We start from the raw sequence: 15,878 nt of genomic DNA, 5'->3' as shown, positions 1-15,878 counted from the left end.
CTGCGGGAACAGGTCGACCGGTGTTGCCAGCGTAAGCGCGTAGCCGCGCTCGATGAGGGCGACTGCATCTCTCGCGAGAGTCGACGGGTCGCACGAGACGTACGCGATCGTACGGGCGCCTGTGGCCGCCAGCGCGGCGGCGGCGGACGGATGAAGACCCGACCGAGGCGGGTCCACGACCGCCGCGTCGATGTGTCCGATCGACGGCAGCTCCCGAGCGGCGTCGCCGCCGATCACATCAGCCCACACCTCGGCATTCTCGAGGTTGCGGCGCAGGTCGCGCACTGCACTTCCGGCCGCCTCTACCGCGACGACTTCACCGGCGAGCTCTGCTAGCGGCAGCGTGAATGTGCCCGCACCGGCGTAAAGGTCGAGTACGCGGTCCGAGCCATCCACTTCAAGTCCCGCAGCGACGAGTGAGACCAAGGTCTCCGCGCCCTTGGTGTTGACCTGAAAGAACGACGGGGCCGAGATGCTCATCGTCGCTCCGCCGAGGCGTTCCCGCCACATACCTTTGCCGGATAGGACCTCAACGCCTGCGATGCGTCGTTCCTTGGCCGGCCCCTTGGTCATCACCCTGACGAGACTTGTCGTGTTCAGCGCCGACCCGAGTGTGGTCGCAACAGCTTTTCGGGGGAACGGCCCGGGTGCGCCCCATAGCGCAACCTCGACATCGCGGGTGTGAGTCGCCACTCGCACTGCGACTCGGGTCAGACCGAAGTCTTGCTCGCCGGAGACGTACCGCAGGGCGCCACCGAGCGCTTTGGGCGCCTTCCGCAGCGCCTTGGGTAGAAGCAAGCACTCGTCGACAGGGACGACTTCATCCGAGGCGGCCCGGTGGAAGCCCAGCCGGGGCCGGCCGCTCGTCGTGTCGACCACGAGTTCGACCTTGTTGCGGTAGCCGTACTCCGCAGCTGAAGGGACGGTTTGTGCGACGAGCGCCTCGGCACCTTCGATGTGCCCGATTCGCGTGAGCGCGTCGAGCACAGCCCGGCGTTTGGCTGTGAGCTGTGCAGCATACGACACGTGCTGCCACGTACAGCCCCCGCACACACCGAAGTAGGGGCATGGTGCTGTGATTCGATCGGGCGAGGCCGTGAGTACCTCGGCGGCCCGTCCTTTCACGAACCTCGGATGGTCCTCGAGGAGTTCGAAGTCAACGACGTCGCCGGGTACGGTGCCCGCGACGAAGGCCGTACGGCCGTCCTCGAGGTGGGCGACGCCGTCGCCGCCGTACGCCAGGCTCTCGATGGTGAGTGAGTTCACACGTGCTCCTTGCTCGTTCAGTCAGGTGGTCATGGTAACCGAGCGTGGCACAGAGCGGTTGAGTCCGTGGCCCGTCAAGCCGATACTGCACAGAGGGGCGCCGTTTCGACGGTGGCGCTGTCGGATGGTTCCGGGTGCTCGTGCCAACGAGGAGGGATTCCGCAGTGGCGGAGAAGGTGCTGGTCGTCCACGAGGACGCTGAGTTCGTGACACGCCTGAAGGGCGCGCTCGCTCTTGTCTCAAGCGAGGTGCAGCTCGCCAATGCGCTTTCGGCCATTCGTGCCGAGGGAATGCTGGCGCAGGAGCTACCGGACGTGATCATCATCGACGCGGGCCTCGCCGATAGGGACGGCTTCGAGCTGACTCGTGGCATCAAGGGCGTCGCCGCGACAAAGGACGTCCCGATCGTGCTCGTGTGCGCTGCGGTCGACGAGGCCACGGCGCTGAAAGCCCGTGCGAGTGGGGCGGCCGCTCTCTTGCCGTCGGCAGGAGCCGACGACCAGCTGGCGCGCAAGGTGGTGTCGCTCGCGCGTGGTGGAGCTGCGCCAGCGCCTGCGGGCCAGCCCGCGGCCGCGCCTCAGGTCATGGAGGTCCCCGCCGAGGTTGCTGCTGCCGGGCTGCGGGTTCCTGGCGTCTCGTCAACACCTGCGCAGCAGGTTTCCGAGCCCGTAGGCGTCGCCGAGAACTACGGTGCGCCCATGCCGGTTATGCCCGTCGACGCATCCCAGACCGGTCCGGTGCCCGCAGGTCCCGCTCCCGCTCGTCCGTCAGCCGGCGTCATCACGGGCGAGGGCGCTGCGCCGGGGTCCGGCACGCCGCACATCGACGATCTGCTCAGGCTCATGCTGGACAGGGGTGGTTCCGACCTTCATCTGACGGTCGGCAGCCCTCCGGGCATTCGGCAGCGCGGCGAAATCATCCCGGTTGAGAACATGAAGCCGTTGTCGCCTCGGGACACCATGGATATGCTGCTCAGCCTCCTTTCCGAGGAGCAGCGTCGGCGTTTTGAGACCGAACTGGAACTCGACTTCGCATACTCGATTCCCGGCGTGTCGCGATTCAGGGCGAACATCTTCCAGCAGCGAAACTCCATGGGCGCGGTCTTCCGAGTCATCCCGATCAAGATTCCGACACTCGAGGAGCTTGGCCTGCCGCCTGTATGCAGGTTCCTTGCAGACCGGCCGCGCGGGTTGGTGCTGGTCACCGGCCCGACGGGCTCCGGCAAGTCGACGACTCTGGCAGCCATGGTGGACCACATCAACGCGACGCGCCCGGTACACATCATCACCCTTGAGGACCCTATCGAGTTCATGCATCGCAACAAGCAGGCGTACGTGAATCAGCGCGAGATCGGCGAAGACACGCACTCGTTCTCATCGGCGCTTCGGCGGGTGCTGCGCCAAGACCCGGACGTCATCCTCGTGGGCGAGATGCGAGATCTCGAGACCATCTCGGCGGCGATCACGGCAGCCGAGACAGGGCACTTGGTGCTTGCTACCCTTCACACCACCGGCGGTCCTGAGACGATCGACCGCATCATCGACGTGTTTCCGCCGCATCAGCAGCAGCAGGTACGTATGCAGCTGTCCACGACACTCGAAGGAGTTCTCTCGCAGGTGCTACTCCGGAGCACGGATGGTCGCAGCCGCATCATGGCGATGGAGATCATGCTCGGCGTGCCTGCGATCTCGAATCTGATTCGCGAGGGCAAGACGCACCAGATGGAGACCATCATCCAAGGAAGCGCGGCGCTCGGGATGCAGACACTCGATCAGGCGCTCAAGAATCTGATGAATGGCGGGAAGGTGGCCTTCGACGAGGCAATAGGAAAGTCGAAGAACCCGCGTGAACTGGCGGCGATGGTGGGACGAACACTGTAGGGTGATTGTCGGATCGTCGAGCAGACCGTGGCGGACCCTGTGGGGTCCGCTGCCCGTTGATGGAGCGTGAGGGATGGCGGTCGATAAGGTTCGCGTGCGGTGGTCGGGCCACCGTCAGTTTGTTGGATGGGACACAGCCGGCCACGGTGTCGTCATGGATGCGTCGTCCGGGTATGGAGGGGAGAGTACAGGCCCTCGGCCTGTCGAGATCGTCCTGTACGGCCTGGCCGCCTGCACCGCTATGGACGTCGTGTCGGTACTCGAGAAGAAGCGCCAGCACTTCACCAGTCTAGAGATCGAGGTCGAGGCCACGCAACGCGAGGATGAGTACCCGAAGATCTACACGACCATCGCGCTCACGTACGTGGTCACCGGATTCGGGGTGAACCCGGAAGCGGTTGCGCGGGCGATCTCCCTCTCCGAGGAGAAGTACTGCTCGGTAAAGGGAATGCTTGGCCCACAGGTCGAGGTCGTCACGGCGTATCGTGTCGAAGAGGCACAGGCCCCGCAGTCCTGATTCGCTAGAGAATGGCAGCCCGATTCTCCGATTCTTCGGTCGTCACGTGAAAGGACCACCTTGCTCCACGCAGTACTCATGCCGGTATACAACGAGGCTTCGACCGTTGGCGGCGTACTTGACGCAGTCCGCGAGTTCTACCAAGGCGAAGTCATCGTGGTCGATGACGGGTCGACCGACGAGACCCCCCGGGTCCTCGCTCGACGCAACGACGTCACAGTCGTTCACCTCGATCGCAACTGCGGCTACGGTTGCGCGTTGCGGATCGGCTTCGGCGTCGCCCGGGATATCGGGGTCACGAGCCTGGTGACGATGGACTGCGATGGGCAGCACGAGCCGGCGCACATCCCCCAGTTCCTGGCGGCGCTGGAAGCGGGGGGCGACATCGTTTCGGGCAGTCGCTACCTCGCCGAGAATGGTGCCGGCGACCCCGCACCACCGGATCGCCGCGCGATCAACGAACGCGTGACCACCGAGATCAACCGTGTGACGGGCTGGAACCTCACCGACGCGTTCTGTGGCTTCAAGGCGTATCGTCTGGCAGCCCTTGACGCGATCACGCTCGAGGAGTGCGGGTATGCCATGCCGCTCGAGCTCTGGGCGAAGGCATGGCAGGCGGGACTGTCGGTGGGTGAGATCCCGGTTGAACGGATCTACTGCGATCACGATCGGTCATTCGGTCCCGAGCTCGATGACCCTGAGTCACGCTACGCGTACTACCTGGACGTCTGGCGACGAGCGTTGGGAGCCACACGATGAGCGATGGATACATCTACGACGCGCTGTGCATCGGGGCGCACCCCGACGATGTCGAAATCGGCATGGGGGCCACGATTGCGAAGCTTGCTCGAGCGGGAAAGCGCATCGCGATAGTGGACATCACCAACGGCGAACCCACGCCGCACGGGACACCGGAAACGCGCGTGATCGAATCGGCCCGAGCCGCCTCGATACTCGGGGCGACTCGGCGCACGCTCACTCAGAGCAACAGGTATCTCTTCGACACAGTCGAGGCCCGCACCGAACTCGCTGAAGTCATCCGAGAGCTCAGGCCTCGGGTCCTGTTCGTGCCCTTTGCGCAGGATGCACACCCCGACCATGTGGCGGCGTCGTCCATCGCGATCGCTGCGCGCTTCTACTCGAAGTTCACGAAGACCGACATGGCGGGTGAGCCGGTCTTTCCTGAGCGGGTCTACCGCTATATGGCTGTTCATCAGCGCATCGTCACGGAGCCTTCCTTCATCGTCGATGTGAGCGAGGACCTGGAGACCAAGATCGCCGCGATTGAGGCGTACGAGTCCCAGTTCCGGGTCAACCCCATCAACCGCGGCATCGTCGATCTCATGCGACAGACGGCGGCCATGTGGGGCGCGCTCGGCCGAGTCGACGCCGGCGAGCCGTTCTTCGCCACCGAGCCCATCGCCCTGTCGTCGCTCGATCACCTGGTATAGGGGGAGCTGTGGTTCACGTCAGACCGGCGTTACCCGCCGGACACGGTGAGATTCTCACCCGGCCGGAGTTCTCAAGCTGGCCCGTCCTTCTCGAAGCCAATCGTGCTGCGTCCGCGAACTGGTCGTTCGAAGTGGCCGGCGTAGCTGTCGATGACGTGCGTCGGGTGGCGCGCGCTGAGGCGCTTGAGGCCGCTGCGGCGTTCTCCGGGCGGCTCGGGGTGAGCGTGGCGGCTCCAGGCGCCCCAGACGGGCCCATAGTGGCCACAGGGCACCAGCCGGAGTTCTACCACCCGGGGGTATGGGTCAAGGATTTCCTCCTGCAGCGACTTGCTGATGAAACCGGCGCGACGGCGCTTGACGTCGTCGTCGACACCGACGGCTTCGACTCGGTGACCGTGACCTCGCCGTGCGTGAGCCCGGGCATGTCGCGCTGCGTTCAGTACCTCGCTGTCGGTACGGAGGACGGATGCTATGCGGGAGCCGCCGTCCCGTCCGAGCACGATCTGGATGACTTCTGTCGCTCCGCTCAGGACATGCTCGATACGCTCAGTGCTCCGGCGATCGGCACGCACTTTCGTGCCTTCTGCGCGAACTTGAAGTCGGCTGCGGGCGACGCCGCCAATCTTGCGGAGCTGGTCACCATCGCTCGTCGGCGATTCGAGGCCAGCGCCGGTACGGGGTACCTCGAGCTTCCGATCACCGAGCTGGTGAAATCGAAGGGTTGGAGCCACTACGTCGTCGATCTCGCGCTGTCCGCACATCGGTTCGCCGAGGCCTACAACGCAGAACTCGCGGAGTACCGACTCGTGAACAAGGTGCGATCCGCCGCCCAGCCCTTCCCGGACCTCAAGATCGCCGACAACGTCGTCGAGCTTCCGTTGTGGCGCATCGTCGATGGTCGTCGCTCCGGTGTCCGCGTACGGGTGTCCGATGACGGCGTGACGATCCTCTCGAGCGATGGCTGCGTCGTTGTCGAACTCCCGGCCACCGGCCCCGACGCCGTCTCAGCGCTGCTCGCCAGCGGCGAGGTCCTCGCTCCGAAGGCGCTTTCGCTCACGCTCTTCCTGCGGATGTTTGTCACCGATTTCATGATTCACGGGGTCGGTGGTGGCAGATACGACCAGGTGACCGATGGCGTGTGCCGCCGCTACTACGGCGTGGAACCGCCTGCGTTCGTCGTCGCATCGGCGACCATGTACCTTCCGCTCGGTGCGCATCTGGTCACCGATGAGGAGGTTGCTCTCGCCAAGGATCGGCTGAACCGGCTCGAGCACAACCCGGACGCCCTGCTCGGCGAAGTGGAATTCGATTCGCCCGAGGAGCACGACCGAGCCGTAGCGCTCGCTGCCGAGAAGGCATCGCTCGTACGGGCGATCGCGTCTCCGGATGCGGACAAGAAGGCGCTCGGGATGCGTATCCGCGACGTGAACACCGAGCTGGCTGCGTTGCTGGCAGCGCTGAAGGTCGAACTCACAGCTGAACTCGACTCGTTGCTCGAGCAGCAGCGTGCATCTGAGGTACTCACCGATCGGACGTATCCGTTCTGCTTCTGGTCTCCACAAGAGGTCGCCGACAAGGTCAGGTAGGAGGCCGCGTCCACACGTCGAACCTGCATGGTGGGTTGGGGGAGTGGCCGGAATCGTTGCCGCTGCCGTGACCCCGCGCTAGAATGGCGCGATTCGGACGAAGTGTCGGCCCCACGATGAAGGGAATGCGTATGTCTCTGCCCGTCGTTGACTCGAATCTGTGTACCGCGTGTGGCATCTGCGTGGATGAGTGCCCCAACAGCTGCTTCGATCTTGAGGCCACCGCCGTTCTCGCGCGCGCTGATGACTGCAGCGAGTGCGGCATCTGCGTCGATGCGTGCCCCAACGGATCGATCACCCAGAACTAGCATGATCTGAGCTTGGTAAGACCGCGAAGACCGGGCTGCGCCCGGTCTTCGTTGCGTTCTGCGAGGCTCGAAACGATCAGCGACACCGAGCCGGTCAGCCTCTCGGACCCATCCGATCGTTGATGTAGAGCTTGGGTTCTCGGCCCTGCAGCATCCCCACGAAACGCTTGTGGTGCGCGGCGTAGACCACGGCGCCCATCCCGAGGGCGAACGGCCAATCGGGGGAGCCAAGCACGAGTGCGGTCAGCGGGAGCGTCGCTGCGGCGGCGACTTGACCCGCCATCATGTATCGCGTGAGTGCGATGGTGGCCAGCCCGATGATGAGCACCGCCACGAAGTACCGCCAGTCGTAGGCGAGCAGTGCCCCGCCACCCGTAGCCAGACCCTTGCCCGTGCGCGAGAAGTGCTTCTTGATCAGCGCCATCCAGCACGAGTAGTTGTGGCCGACGACACAGCCGGCCACCGCAGCCATCGGTACGAGGAAGAGCGGGTTCTGCCACCATATCGAGCTGATGGTCTCCAGCGTCATTCCCCAGGGCCGCAGTGCAGTCGTCAGCTGATCAGCGGCCCCGGACACCAGATACTTCGACGCGAACGTCGGGATCATGCCCTTGAACGCATCGCCGAACATGGCGACCGCGAACCATGCCCACGACCCCGTGGTACGCCGGACGTTCATCGATCCGACGTTGCCGGTGCCGTGTGCCGTCACGTCCTCACCGGTCACCGCCTTCACGATGATGTACGCGAACGGAATCGAGCCGATCACGTACGACACCGCAAACGCGAGTGCGACGTAGCCCCACACGGCTGGCTGAGCGGTCATCCTAGCTCCTTCTCGGGACGACGCATTCGATGGCGTTGGGCAGAATCTCGATCTCGTAGTGGTCCTCGAGCAGCACTTCACCGTCAATCTGTGCGGGAAGTCGTTGCGCGCAGTCGATCACGAGCCGGGTGTGTCGCGACATGTGCACCGGCTTCATCCCTGTGTGCTTACCCATGACAACCGCGGGGAGCCGAACGAGCGCCTCGGGGAGCGATAGCGGGTCGATCATGCAGACGTCGAAGAGCCCATCGTCAGGCAGGGCATCGGGGGTGATGAAGAAGCCGCCACCGTAGGTCGGTCCGATGGTGACAGCGACGATGAGGGTGTCGACCTTCTGTGTTTCAGAAGAGCCGTCCACACGGAGGTCGAGGGAGAAGCTCGTGAGGTCGGTGAAGAGAACGTTGAGGAGCGCTGTCAGGTACAACCACAGCCCGTCCCGACCCTTCGTCACTTTGTACTCGACCGCCTTGGCGGTGACTTTCGCGTCAAGACCCGCGGCGAAGCTGTTGTTGAAGTAGATGCCGTTGCACACACCGACGTCGAATCGACGACGCTCACCGGTGGCGAGCTCCAATGCGGCCTGCGACAGGTCGGTGGACACGCCGAGGGTGCGTCGGGTGTCGTTGCCCGATCCGGTCGGCAGCAGCCCGAGGGCAGGGCGCGACTCCTCGGGAAACCGCATGAGTCCGTTGAGCACTTCATGGACGGTGCCGTCGCCGCCGACAGCGACTACGAGCTCGTAGTCACGGGCACCGGCGGCTAACTCGGTCGCATGCCCGGCTCGCTCGGTGACGACGAGGTCGTGGGGCAGGTTGGCGAGCAGCAGCTCGATGACCGGGATGAGTCTCTCGGTCTCGCCGTGACGGGCGGTTGGGTTGGCGATGACCAACGTACGTTGGGAGTCCATTCGTCCTCCGTGCGATATCGCGTCGCTTCGCGCGGGTGTGGTAATCTGCGTGCTCGGCCGAAGGGCCGGGTCACGCCCTCGTAGCCCAGAGGATAGAGCGTCTGCCTCCGGAGCAGAAGGTCACAGGTTCGAATCCTGTCGAGGGCGCCACCGCATTCATGCAGCAGGGCCGGTCCCTTTCGGGGCCGGCCCTGCGTCATTTCCGTACGAGTGAGCGACGGCGTTTAGTGCCCCTCCGCCTTGTGCTTCTGGTACTGCTCGATGACTTTCTTCGCCATGTCGAACGGAACCTCGGCGTACTCGCCGATCTCGACGGAGTACGTGCCGGTCCCGTGGGTTACCGATCGCAGAATGGGCGAGTAGTGCACGACCTCGGCGTACGGGACGGTCGCCCGAATGCGCTGCATGCCATCGACCATCTCCATTCCGAGGATGCGTCCGCGACGCGAGCTCATGTCGCCCATCACCGCGCCGGAGTAGCTCTCCGGGGCATCGATGACGAGCGTTGCGACGGGCTCCAGCAGGACCATGTCGGCCTGCTCGGCGGCCGCGCGGAAGCCGATTCGGGCGGCCATGCGAAATGCCATCTCGTTGGAGTCGACAGCGTGCATGGACCCGTCGTAGACGGCGACCTTCACGTCGACCATCGGATATCCCGCGAGTACGCCCTCGGTCATGCTGTGCTGCACGCCCTTGTCGATGGCCACGATGTAGGGCTTGGAGATCTTGCCGCCGACGATCTCATCCTTGAACTCATAGCCGTTGCCGTGGTTGGGCTCCACGCGCAACCAGCAGTCAGCGAACTGTCCAGAGCCACCCGTCTGCTTCTTGTGTCGGCCCTGCGCCTTGGCGGCCTTGCGAATCGTCTCGCGGTAGGGGATGCGAAGCTCCACGAGCTCGGCTTCAGCGTTGTAGCGGTCCTTGAGCTTGGAGAGTGCGACATCGACCGCGGTGTCGCCCAATGCGCTGAGTACGGTCTGGTGAGTCTCGTCGTCGCGCCTGAGGCGAAGCGTCGGCTCTTCCTCAATGATCTTGTTGAGCGCCGTCCCCAGCTTGTCCTCATCCGCTTTGGTCTTCGCGACGACCGCGACGGGGTAGAGCGGCTCCGGCAGTGGGAGGTCGGCGATACGGACGTCGCCCTTCTCGGAGAGCGTGTCACCGGTGATGACGTCGCCAAGCTTCGGAAGCACGACCACGTCTCCGGCGGGCGCAACGTCGATGTCGCTGGTCTCCTTGCCAATCATCTTCAAGACATGAGCGACCCGTTCCTTCTTGCCTGTACGGGCGTTGATGAGCTCGCTGCCGGGCTTGAGCTCACCCGAGAGGACCTTCACGAAGTTCAAACGACCGACGTAGGGGTCGAAGATGGTCTTGAAGACCAGTCCGGATACGGCGCCCTCCGTCGTGACGTGAACCTCGTCACCATCGGCGGTAGGAACCGGCCCGTGTGCCGTGGGCTGCGGGAAGAACGACACGATCTCGTCCATGAGATCCTCAATGCCCTGAAGCTTGGTGGCGGATCCCACGAACACAGGGATGAAGATGCCCTGGGCGATCGCCTGGTCGAGAAGCTCCTCGAGCTCCTCCTGGGAAAGGCGCTCACCCTCGAGGTACTTCTCCATGAGCGTCTCGTCGGCCTCAGCAACCAGATCGGTGAGCTTCTCACGAGCAGCTTCGGCCGCTTCGGTGAACTCAGCAGGGATCTCGAGGACCTCTTCCTTGTCACCCTCGTGGTGGTAGGCCTTCATCCGAATGATGTCGATCACGCCTCGGAAGTCCGCCTCTGCGCCCATCGGTATCTGGACGGCTCCTACGCGGTGGCCGAACTTGGCGTCAAGCGCCGCCATGACCGCCTCGAAGTCCGCGTGCTCCTTGTCCATGCGGTTGATGAAGACGGCTCGGGCGATGCCCATGTCCCCGGCGATCTTCCAGAGCCGCTCGGTCTGGACCTGCGGACCCGAGACCGCGTCGACCACGAACAGCGCCATTTCGGCGGCTTCCATGCCAGCGATGGCGTCACCGACGAAGTCGGCATAACCCGGGGTGTCGATGACGTTTATCTTGACGCCATCGTGGACGACGGGAGCGAGAGCGAGGTTGATCGAGAACTGACGCTTGATCTCCTCGGGGTCGTGGTCGAGTCCCGAGTGACCGTCGTCGACGGTCCCAAGTCGCTTCGTTGCGCCGGACAAGAAGAGCATCGCCTCGGCTAGCGAGGTCTTTCCCGCACCGCCATGTCCGACAAGTACGACGTTGCGGACCTTCTCAGTGCCTGGTGCTCCCACGTACATCGCCTCCAAACGTCCGGGCGCCGCGACACCGTTGTCGCAGCGCGGAGCGCTCGGCGATCCCGCCGAGCGGGGAATCTCGCGCCCTAGTCTAACCTTTCGTGGCACGCTGGAGCAGTCCTTATCATGTCGCCCCCGTACTGCTAGAATGCCGAGCAGTCCGTACGCGGTCGGGCGCATCCGGATTCATGCCGAGTTGCGCCTCGATCAGAGTCTCAGGGGGTCCCGTGTCGTCGAGAGTCATTCGGCAGTTCGTAGGTTCGCTCGCAGTCGGCGCGATGGCCACTACGCTTGCGTTATCGCTTGCGGGTTGTTCGTCGGCCGGATCCACCGCCACTTCGCCGGCAGCGACGACTCCCCCAGAAGCCACCACCACTTCCGTTCCCCAGCCCCAGGAGGGTTCTTTGTACACGCCTACATACCAGCCCAACGGCGAGGAGATCGCCGTCATCACCACGAACCGAGGCGTCATCAAGGTCAAGCTGTACGGCAAGGAGGCCCCGGTCAACGCCGGCAACTTCATCGAGCTGGCCCAGAAGGGCTTCTACGACAAGGTGAAGTTCCATCGCCTCGAGCCCGGTTTCGTCATCCAGGGTGGCGATCCCCAGACTGCGAAGCTGTCATCCAAAGAGGTGGCCGAGCTGGTCGAGAAGCAGAACGCGGGTCAGTACGCCGAGGGTCAACCGATGCTGGGTACCGCGGGACCGGGCTACACCATCAAGGGTGAGTTTGATCCCGCGAACGTCGCACACAAGCACCTTGACGGCACCATCGCCATGGCTCGCACTCAAGACCCCAACTCGGCGGGCTCTCAGTTCTACTTCACCTTGGGTCCGCAGTCGTTCCTTGACGGTCAGTACACCGTCTTCGGGGATACCATCTCCGGGCTCGACGTGATTCACGAACTCGAGGTGGGCGATACCATCGAGTCCATCACCATCGAAAACGCGACGAAGTAGCCGAACACAGTGGATCAGAATCGCTTTCAGGAAGCACAGGCAGCCTACGACGCAGGTGACTACCGCACGGCAGCGAAGGTGTTCCTCGCGTCCGCCGGTCGGGGCGCCGAGGGCAATGGCGCCGCGTATCACATGGCGGGCAATGCGCTGTGCAGGCTGAGGCGGTATCAGGATGCCGTGACGGTGTATGGGCATGCCCTGCGCGACCCGCTCTACGAGCGTAGGGGAGCTGTTCAAGCGAACCTTGGCGCGGCGTACGTGGCCATTGGCGAGTATGCCCAGGCAGCGAACGCGTACGAGTCTGCGCTCGCAGAGCCGGACTACGCAGCGCGCTACAAAGCGCTTCAGGGTCTCGCCGGCGCATTGCTCGAGCGTGGACGTGTCGAAGACGCCGCCGTGAACTACCGCAAGGCCGCTCTTGATGCGAGCAACCCCGATCCGGGCAGAGCGCTCGTGAATCTGGGTCTGTGCTTCATGGCGCTTGGGCGGCCCGGCGACGCTGTGGAAGCGTACAAGGCGGCCTTGGGCTTTGAGGACTACAAAGGCCGAGGTAAGGCGCTTTCGAACATGGGACAGGCCTTCGTCGTTTTGGGCGAGTATGAAGAGGCCGTCAAGGCGTTCGAGAAGGCCACGCAGCTGCACGGCTTCAAGCTTTCGGCAGGCGCGGCAGCAGCCTATGCGAGTGCCAAGCAGATGGCTGAACCGGATACCGAGACCGTTGAAGGGTGGGAGACCGGCGAGATCGGAATGACCGATCTGGCTGCTGCGTTCGATGCGCCCGCGGCGGAGTCCGCGCCACCTGCAACTAAGCCCGCTGTCGATGCTGTGGAGTTCGGGGACGACGCTGCGGTTTCTGACTTCTTCAACATGACCGAGGATCAGATGCTCGAGCAGGATCGTGAGGCCCGCCGAGAAGCCCGCGGTGCAGGCCGTCGCTCCGGTGGTGGAATCAAGGGGTTCGTCATCCTCGGAGTGGTCGCCATCCTTATCGGCGGGGCGCTTGGGGGCGCGTACACCATGGGCTTCGGATGGCCCACTCAGCAGGCGATGGTCTCAAAGATGCTGACGGCGTACGGAACAGGGGCACCCACCGGCGCCTATTGGATCGCAGCGGAGTCATCTGACGTCGCGCGTGAAATGGCGAAGGTTCCTCCGGTTCAGTCGTTCACCATCGACTCGAAGCAATCAACCGCGCAGTCTTCCATCGTCCGCGTCACAGTGACGCCCAAGACGGGAGCTCCGCTGCACTACCGCGTCTCGCTTGCCCGAGAGGGCCTCGGCTGGAAGATCACCGGCATCGAGAATGACTTCGGCTCCACCAGCGGCAATTAGGTCGCACAGGCTCGTCAAGACACCGTGAAACACCGTAGGAAGGACTCGCACGTGGAACAGAGGACGTACACCATGATCAAGCCCGACGCCGTTGCACGCGGCCTCGCTGGGAAGGTCATCAGCAGGTTCGAGGACGCCGGCCTGAAGATCGAGCGCATGGAAATGGGCGTCGTGACTGCCGAGCAAGCAGCGGCCAACTACATCGAGCACCAGGGTAAGCCGTTCTACGACGGACTGGTTGCCTACATAACCTCCGGCCCGGTGGTCAAGATGGTCATCTCGGGTCCCAACGCGGTTGCCGTGTGCCGCAAGCTCATGGGTGCCACCAATCCGGCTGAGGCCGCCCCCGGAACCATTCGTGGCGACTTTGGACTCATCATGGACGCCAATGTCATCCACGGCTCGGACTCGCCTGAGTCCGCCGAGCGGGAGATCGGCATCTTCTTCGGCGCATAACTGCTGCACAGAGCGCATCAACGCAGGGTCCGGTCGCGGAAGCGCCGGGCCCTGCTCCTATGTGGCGGTAAGGTCCGGTACAGAGTTGGGTAGGGAAGCGGCGCATGCTTGGGCTGGCACTAATCAGTGAGCCACACGCCACATGAATCGGAGACACAATGCTTGCCCACACCGACCACCTGATCCCGCGCGACCTTCTGCTCGCCGGACATCCGGAGCGCCTGTCCGACGAGGGGCTGATCGCTGTCCTTATCGGGGAGAGGGGCGATTCGGGAGCACAGCGGCTACTCGCAAGCCACCCCATCCCGGACGGCTTGTGGCGTGTGTGTGCTGAAGACCTCGTCGCGTTGGAGGGGGTGGGACCGGCCGGTGCCGCTCGGGTTCTGGCGTGCCTGGAGATGAGCCGACGCGCCGCAAGCTGGCGCAGCGCGACACGGCCAGCGGTCAACACTCCTGAGGACGTTGTCGACCTGTGCGCCGGTCAGATGCGAGGTCTGGATCGGGAGCACTTCTGGTGCCTGAGCTTGAACACCAAGAACCGGCTGCTTCGCATGAGCGAGGTCTCGGTCGGTTCGCTCAACGCATCCATCGTCCATCCACGTGAGCTGTTCAAGGAAGCGGTCAAGCTCTCAGCCGCATCGGTAGTGGTCGTGCACAACCATCCCAGTGGAGACGCCACGCCCTCGGGTGCCGACATCCAATTGACGCGTCGTCTGTCCAAGGCGGGCGACGTACTGGGCATTGAGCTACTGGACCATGTGGTCATCGGCGACGGCGGCGCTTTCGCAAGCCTGCGCGAATTGGGACACATGTAGCGGAGTCCGTTCGCCCTGGCCGCTCTCGTCAGGCCTGCGGCTGCGCCTACAAGCAGCGGATTCACCTCTGATGCGACGTTTCCTGGGGGCCGGTTGTGCTACACTGACGAGGCGTTTTGGTCGACCGACCCGACCCGTCAAGGTCCAGGGTCGGTTTTGGCGTGCGGCCCGTGCGTCGGACTCGACGCCGGCTGGGCAAACGAAAAGGAGCGACCGTGTCGCTTGTAGATATGTTCTTCAATTCATGGGGCGGCGACATGGCCGTCGACCTTGGTACTGCGAACACGTTGGTCTCGGTGCGTGGGCGTGGCATCGTGCTGATAGAGCCGTCCGTTGTCGCGGTCGAGAAGGACACGAAGCGTGTTCTGGCGGTCGGCATCGAGGCTAAGCGGATGCTTGGCCGTACCCCTGGCAGTATCGTCGCCATCCGCCCCCTCAAGGACGGCGTCATCGCCGACTTCGAGGTCACTGAGGCGATGCTTCGCTACTTCATCAACAAGACGCGCGTAAAGCGATTCCCGTGGCAGCCGAAGCCGCGCGTCGTGGTGTGCGTGCCCTCAGGCGTCACCGAGGTCGAGAAGCGCGCCGTCTTCGAGGCGACGATGTCTGCAGGCGCTCGGCATGCGTATCTCATCGAGGAGCCGATGGCTGCAGCGATCGGTGCCGGCTTGCCCATTCAGGAGCCCACCGGCTCGATGGTCGTCGACATCGGCGGAGGCACGACCGAAGTCGCCGTCATCTCGCTTGGCGGCATCGTCGTCGCGCAGTCGATCCGCATCGCCGGTGACGAGTTCGACGAGGCGATCATCCAGCACGTCAAGCGCGTCTACAACGTGCTCATCGGAGAGCGTACCGCCGAGGAGATCAAGTTCGAGATCGGTAGCGCGTGGCCCTTGCTCGAGGAGGTCGACGTCGAGGTTCGCGGGCGTGACCTGCTCACAGGGCTTCCGCGCACCATCACCATGGAGTCCGAGGAGATCCGCGAGGCCGTCGAGGAGCCCACAGCTGCGATTGTCGCTGCCGTGAAGGGCACCCTCGAGCAGACGCCGCCGGAGCTTGCCAGCGACCTGATGGAGTACGGCATCGTGCTCACCGGCGGAGGCGCGCTTCTCAAGGGCCTCGATGACCGCCTGCGTCACGAGACCGGGATGCCTGTGCACGTCTCAGACAGCGCGCTCACCAATGTCTGCGATGGCTCGGCGCAAGCTCTCGAGGAGATCGACGCGCTCAAGAAGGTGCTTCAGGGCGGCCGATAAGGCCGGCCCTGCCGCGCGATGAGACTACCGA

At 64.1% G+C, this 15,878-nt stretch carries 15 protein-coding genes and 1 tRNA gene; 12 read left to right on the top strand and 4 right to left on the bottom strand.

The annotated features are described in order from the left end of the window. A partial coding sequence (rlmD, locus tag HGB10_07605; protein ID NTU71665.1) for a 23S rRNA (uracil(1939)-C(5))-methyltransferase RlmD occupies nucleotides 1-1,287 on the bottom strand: 1,287 nt, incomplete at its 3' end. Nucleotides 1,288-1,430: 143 nt separating this feature from the next. Between rlmD and HGB10_07600 the strand changes: the two genes are divergently transcribed. The 6 genes from HGB10_07600 to HGB10_07575 all read left to right on the top strand — a co-directional run bounded on the left by HGB10_07600 (nucleotide 1,431) and on the right by HGB10_07575 (nucleotide 7,008). After that, complete coding sequence (locus HGB10_07600) at nucleotides 1,431-3,146, top strand: PilT/PilU family type 4a pilus ATPase (protein NTU71664.1); 1,716 nt, start codon at nucleotides 1,431-1,433, stop codon at nucleotides 3,144-3,146. Nucleotides 3,147-3,219: 73 nt separating this feature from the next. Then, the gene (locus tag HGB10_07595; protein ID NTU71663.1) at nucleotides 3,220-3,663 is read left to right on the top strand and encodes an OsmC family protein; all 444 of its coding nucleotides are present in this window, start codon (nucleotides 3,220-3,222) and stop codon (nucleotides 3,661-3,663) included. A 78-nt stretch (nucleotides 3,664-3,741) separates the two neighbouring features. Beyond that, complete coding sequence (locus HGB10_07590) at nucleotides 3,742-4,422, top strand: glycosyltransferase family 2 protein (protein NTU71662.1); 681 nt, start codon at nucleotides 3,742-3,744, stop codon at nucleotides 4,420-4,422. Continuing rightward, the gene (bshB1, locus tag HGB10_07585) at nucleotides 4,419-5,114 is read left to right on the top strand and encodes a bacillithiol biosynthesis deacetylase BshB1 (GenBank protein ID NTU71661.1); all 696 of its coding nucleotides are present in this window, start codon (nucleotides 4,419-4,421) and stop codon (nucleotides 5,112-5,114) included. Before HGB10_07590 ends, bshB1 begins: the two co-directional genes overlap by 4 nt. 8 nt (nucleotides 5,115-5,122) lie before the next feature. Continuing rightward, nucleotides 5,123-6,700, top strand: a complete 1,578-nt coding sequence (locus HGB10_07580; GenBank protein NTU71660.1) for a hypothetical protein — start codon at nucleotides 5,123-5,125, stop codon at nucleotides 6,698-6,700. 137 nt (nucleotides 6,701-6,837) lie between these two features. Next, a complete protein-coding gene (locus tag HGB10_07575; GenBank protein ID NTU71659.1) occupies nucleotides 6,838-7,008 on the top strand; it encodes a ferredoxin family protein in 171 nt (56 codons plus the stop codon). A gap of 94 nt (nucleotides 7,009-7,102) precedes the next feature. On the opposite strand, the gene HGB10_07570 is transcribed toward HGB10_07575, so the two are convergent. Both HGB10_07570 and HGB10_07565 read right to left on the bottom strand, forming a co-directional pair. Further along, nucleotides 7,103-7,834 carry a glycerol-3-phosphate acyltransferase gene (locus HGB10_07570; protein ID NTU71658.1) on the bottom strand — a complete coding sequence of 244 codons (732 nt, stop codon included), beginning with the start codon at nucleotides 7,832-7,834 and terminating at the stop codon, nucleotides 7,103-7,105. Between the two features lies 1 nt (nucleotide 7,835). Next, nucleotides 7,836-8,741 (bottom strand): diacylglycerol kinase family lipid kinase, encoded by a 906-nt coding sequence (locus HGB10_07565; protein ID NTU71657.1) that lies wholly within the window; start codon nucleotides 8,739-8,741, stop codon nucleotides 7,836-7,838. Between the two features lie 74 nt (nucleotides 8,742-8,815). On the opposite strand from HGB10_07565, the gene HGB10_07560 reads away from it, so the two are divergent. Then, nucleotides 8,816-8,891, top strand: a tRNA-Arg gene (locus tag HGB10_07560). A 74-nt stretch (nucleotides 8,892-8,965) separates the two neighbouring features. Here the strand turns inward: HGB10_07560 and HGB10_07555 are convergent. Continuing rightward, a complete protein-coding gene (locus tag HGB10_07555) occupies nucleotides 8,966-11,032 on the bottom strand; it encodes an elongation factor G (protein NTU71656.1) in 2,067 nt (688 codons plus the stop codon). 275 nt (nucleotides 11,033-11,307) lie between these two features. Between HGB10_07555 and HGB10_07550 the strand changes: the two genes are divergently transcribed. From HGB10_07550 to HGB10_07530, 5 genes are all read left to right on the top strand, one after another. Continuing rightward, nucleotides 11,308-11,988: a peptidylprolyl isomerase gene (locus HGB10_07550; protein ID NTU71655.1), complete on the top strand. Its 681-nt coding sequence runs from the start codon at nucleotides 11,308-11,310 to the stop codon at nucleotides 11,986-11,988. A 9-nt stretch (nucleotides 11,989-11,997) separates the two neighbouring features. Continuing rightward, entirely contained in the window at nucleotides 11,998-13,320 is a 1,323-nt protein-coding gene (locus HGB10_07545; GenBank protein NTU71654.1) for a tetratricopeptide repeat protein, read from the top strand. A 72-nt stretch (nucleotides 13,321-13,392) separates the two neighbouring features. Further along, a complete protein-coding gene (gene ndk / locus HGB10_07540) occupies nucleotides 13,393-13,776 on the top strand; it encodes a nucleoside-diphosphate kinase (GenBank protein ID NTU71653.1) in 384 nt (127 codons plus the stop codon). 158 nt (nucleotides 13,777-13,934) lie between these two features. Further along, nucleotides 13,935-14,591, top strand: coding sequence for a DNA repair protein RadC (gene radC, locus HGB10_07535; protein NTU71652.1), 657 nt, complete (start codon nucleotides 13,935-13,937; stop codon nucleotides 14,589-14,591). A gap of 230 nt (nucleotides 14,592-14,821) precedes the next feature. After that, entirely contained in the window at nucleotides 14,822-15,847 is a 1,026-nt protein-coding gene (locus tag HGB10_07530; protein ID NTU71651.1) for a rod shape-determining protein, read from the top strand. The last annotated feature ends 31 nt before the right edge of the window (nucleotides 15,848-15,878 follow it).

Source organism: Coriobacteriia bacterium (assembly GCA_013334745.1).
Taxonomy (GTDB): domain Bacteria; phylum Actinomycetota; class Coriobacteriia; order Anaerosomatales; family JAAXUF01; genus JAAXWY01.
This window is presented reverse-complemented; position numbering and strand designations above follow the sequence as displayed.

What these genes read in the sequence shown, in the direction of transcription:
- HGB10_07550 (NTU71655.1), top strand. Translation starts at nt 11,308, where the DNA reads ATGGCCACTACGCTTGCGTTATCGCTTGCGGGTTGTTCGTCGGCCGGA.
- HGB10_07595 (NTU71663.1), top strand. Translation starts at nt 3,220, where the DNA reads ATGGCGGTCGATAAGGTTCGCGTGCGGTGGTCGGGCCACCGTCAGTTT.
- HGB10_07555 (NTU71656.1), bottom strand. Translation starts at nt 11,032, where the DNA reads ATGTACGTGGGAGCACCAGGCACTGAGAAGGTCCGCAACGTCGTACTT.
- HGB10_07565 (NTU71657.1), bottom strand. Translation starts at nt 8,741, where the DNA reads ATGGACTCCCAACGTACGTTGGTCATCGCCAACCCAACCGCCCGTCAC.
- HGB10_07530 (NTU71651.1), top strand. Translation starts at nt 14,822, where the DNA reads ATGTTCTTCAATTCATGGGGCGGCGACATGGCCGTCGACCTTGGTACT.
- ndk (NTU71653.1), top strand. Translation starts at nt 13,393, where the DNA reads ATGATCAAGCCCGACGCCGTTGCACGCGGCCTCGCTGGGAAGGTCATC.
- HGB10_07590 (NTU71662.1), top strand. Translation starts at nt 3,742, where the DNA reads ATGCCGGTATACAACGAGGCTTCGACCGTTGGCGGCGTACTTGACGCA.
- radC (NTU71652.1), top strand. Translation starts at nt 13,935, where the DNA reads ATGCTTGCCCACACCGACCACCTGATCCCGCGCGACCTTCTGCTCGCC.
- bshB1 (NTU71661.1), top strand. Translation starts at nt 4,419, where the DNA reads ATGAGCGATGGATACATCTACGACGCGCTGTGCATCGGGGCGCACCCC.
- HGB10_07570 (NTU71658.1), bottom strand. Translation starts at nt 7,834, where the DNA reads ATGACCGCTCAGCCAGCCGTGTGGGGCTACGTCGCACTCGCGTTTGCG.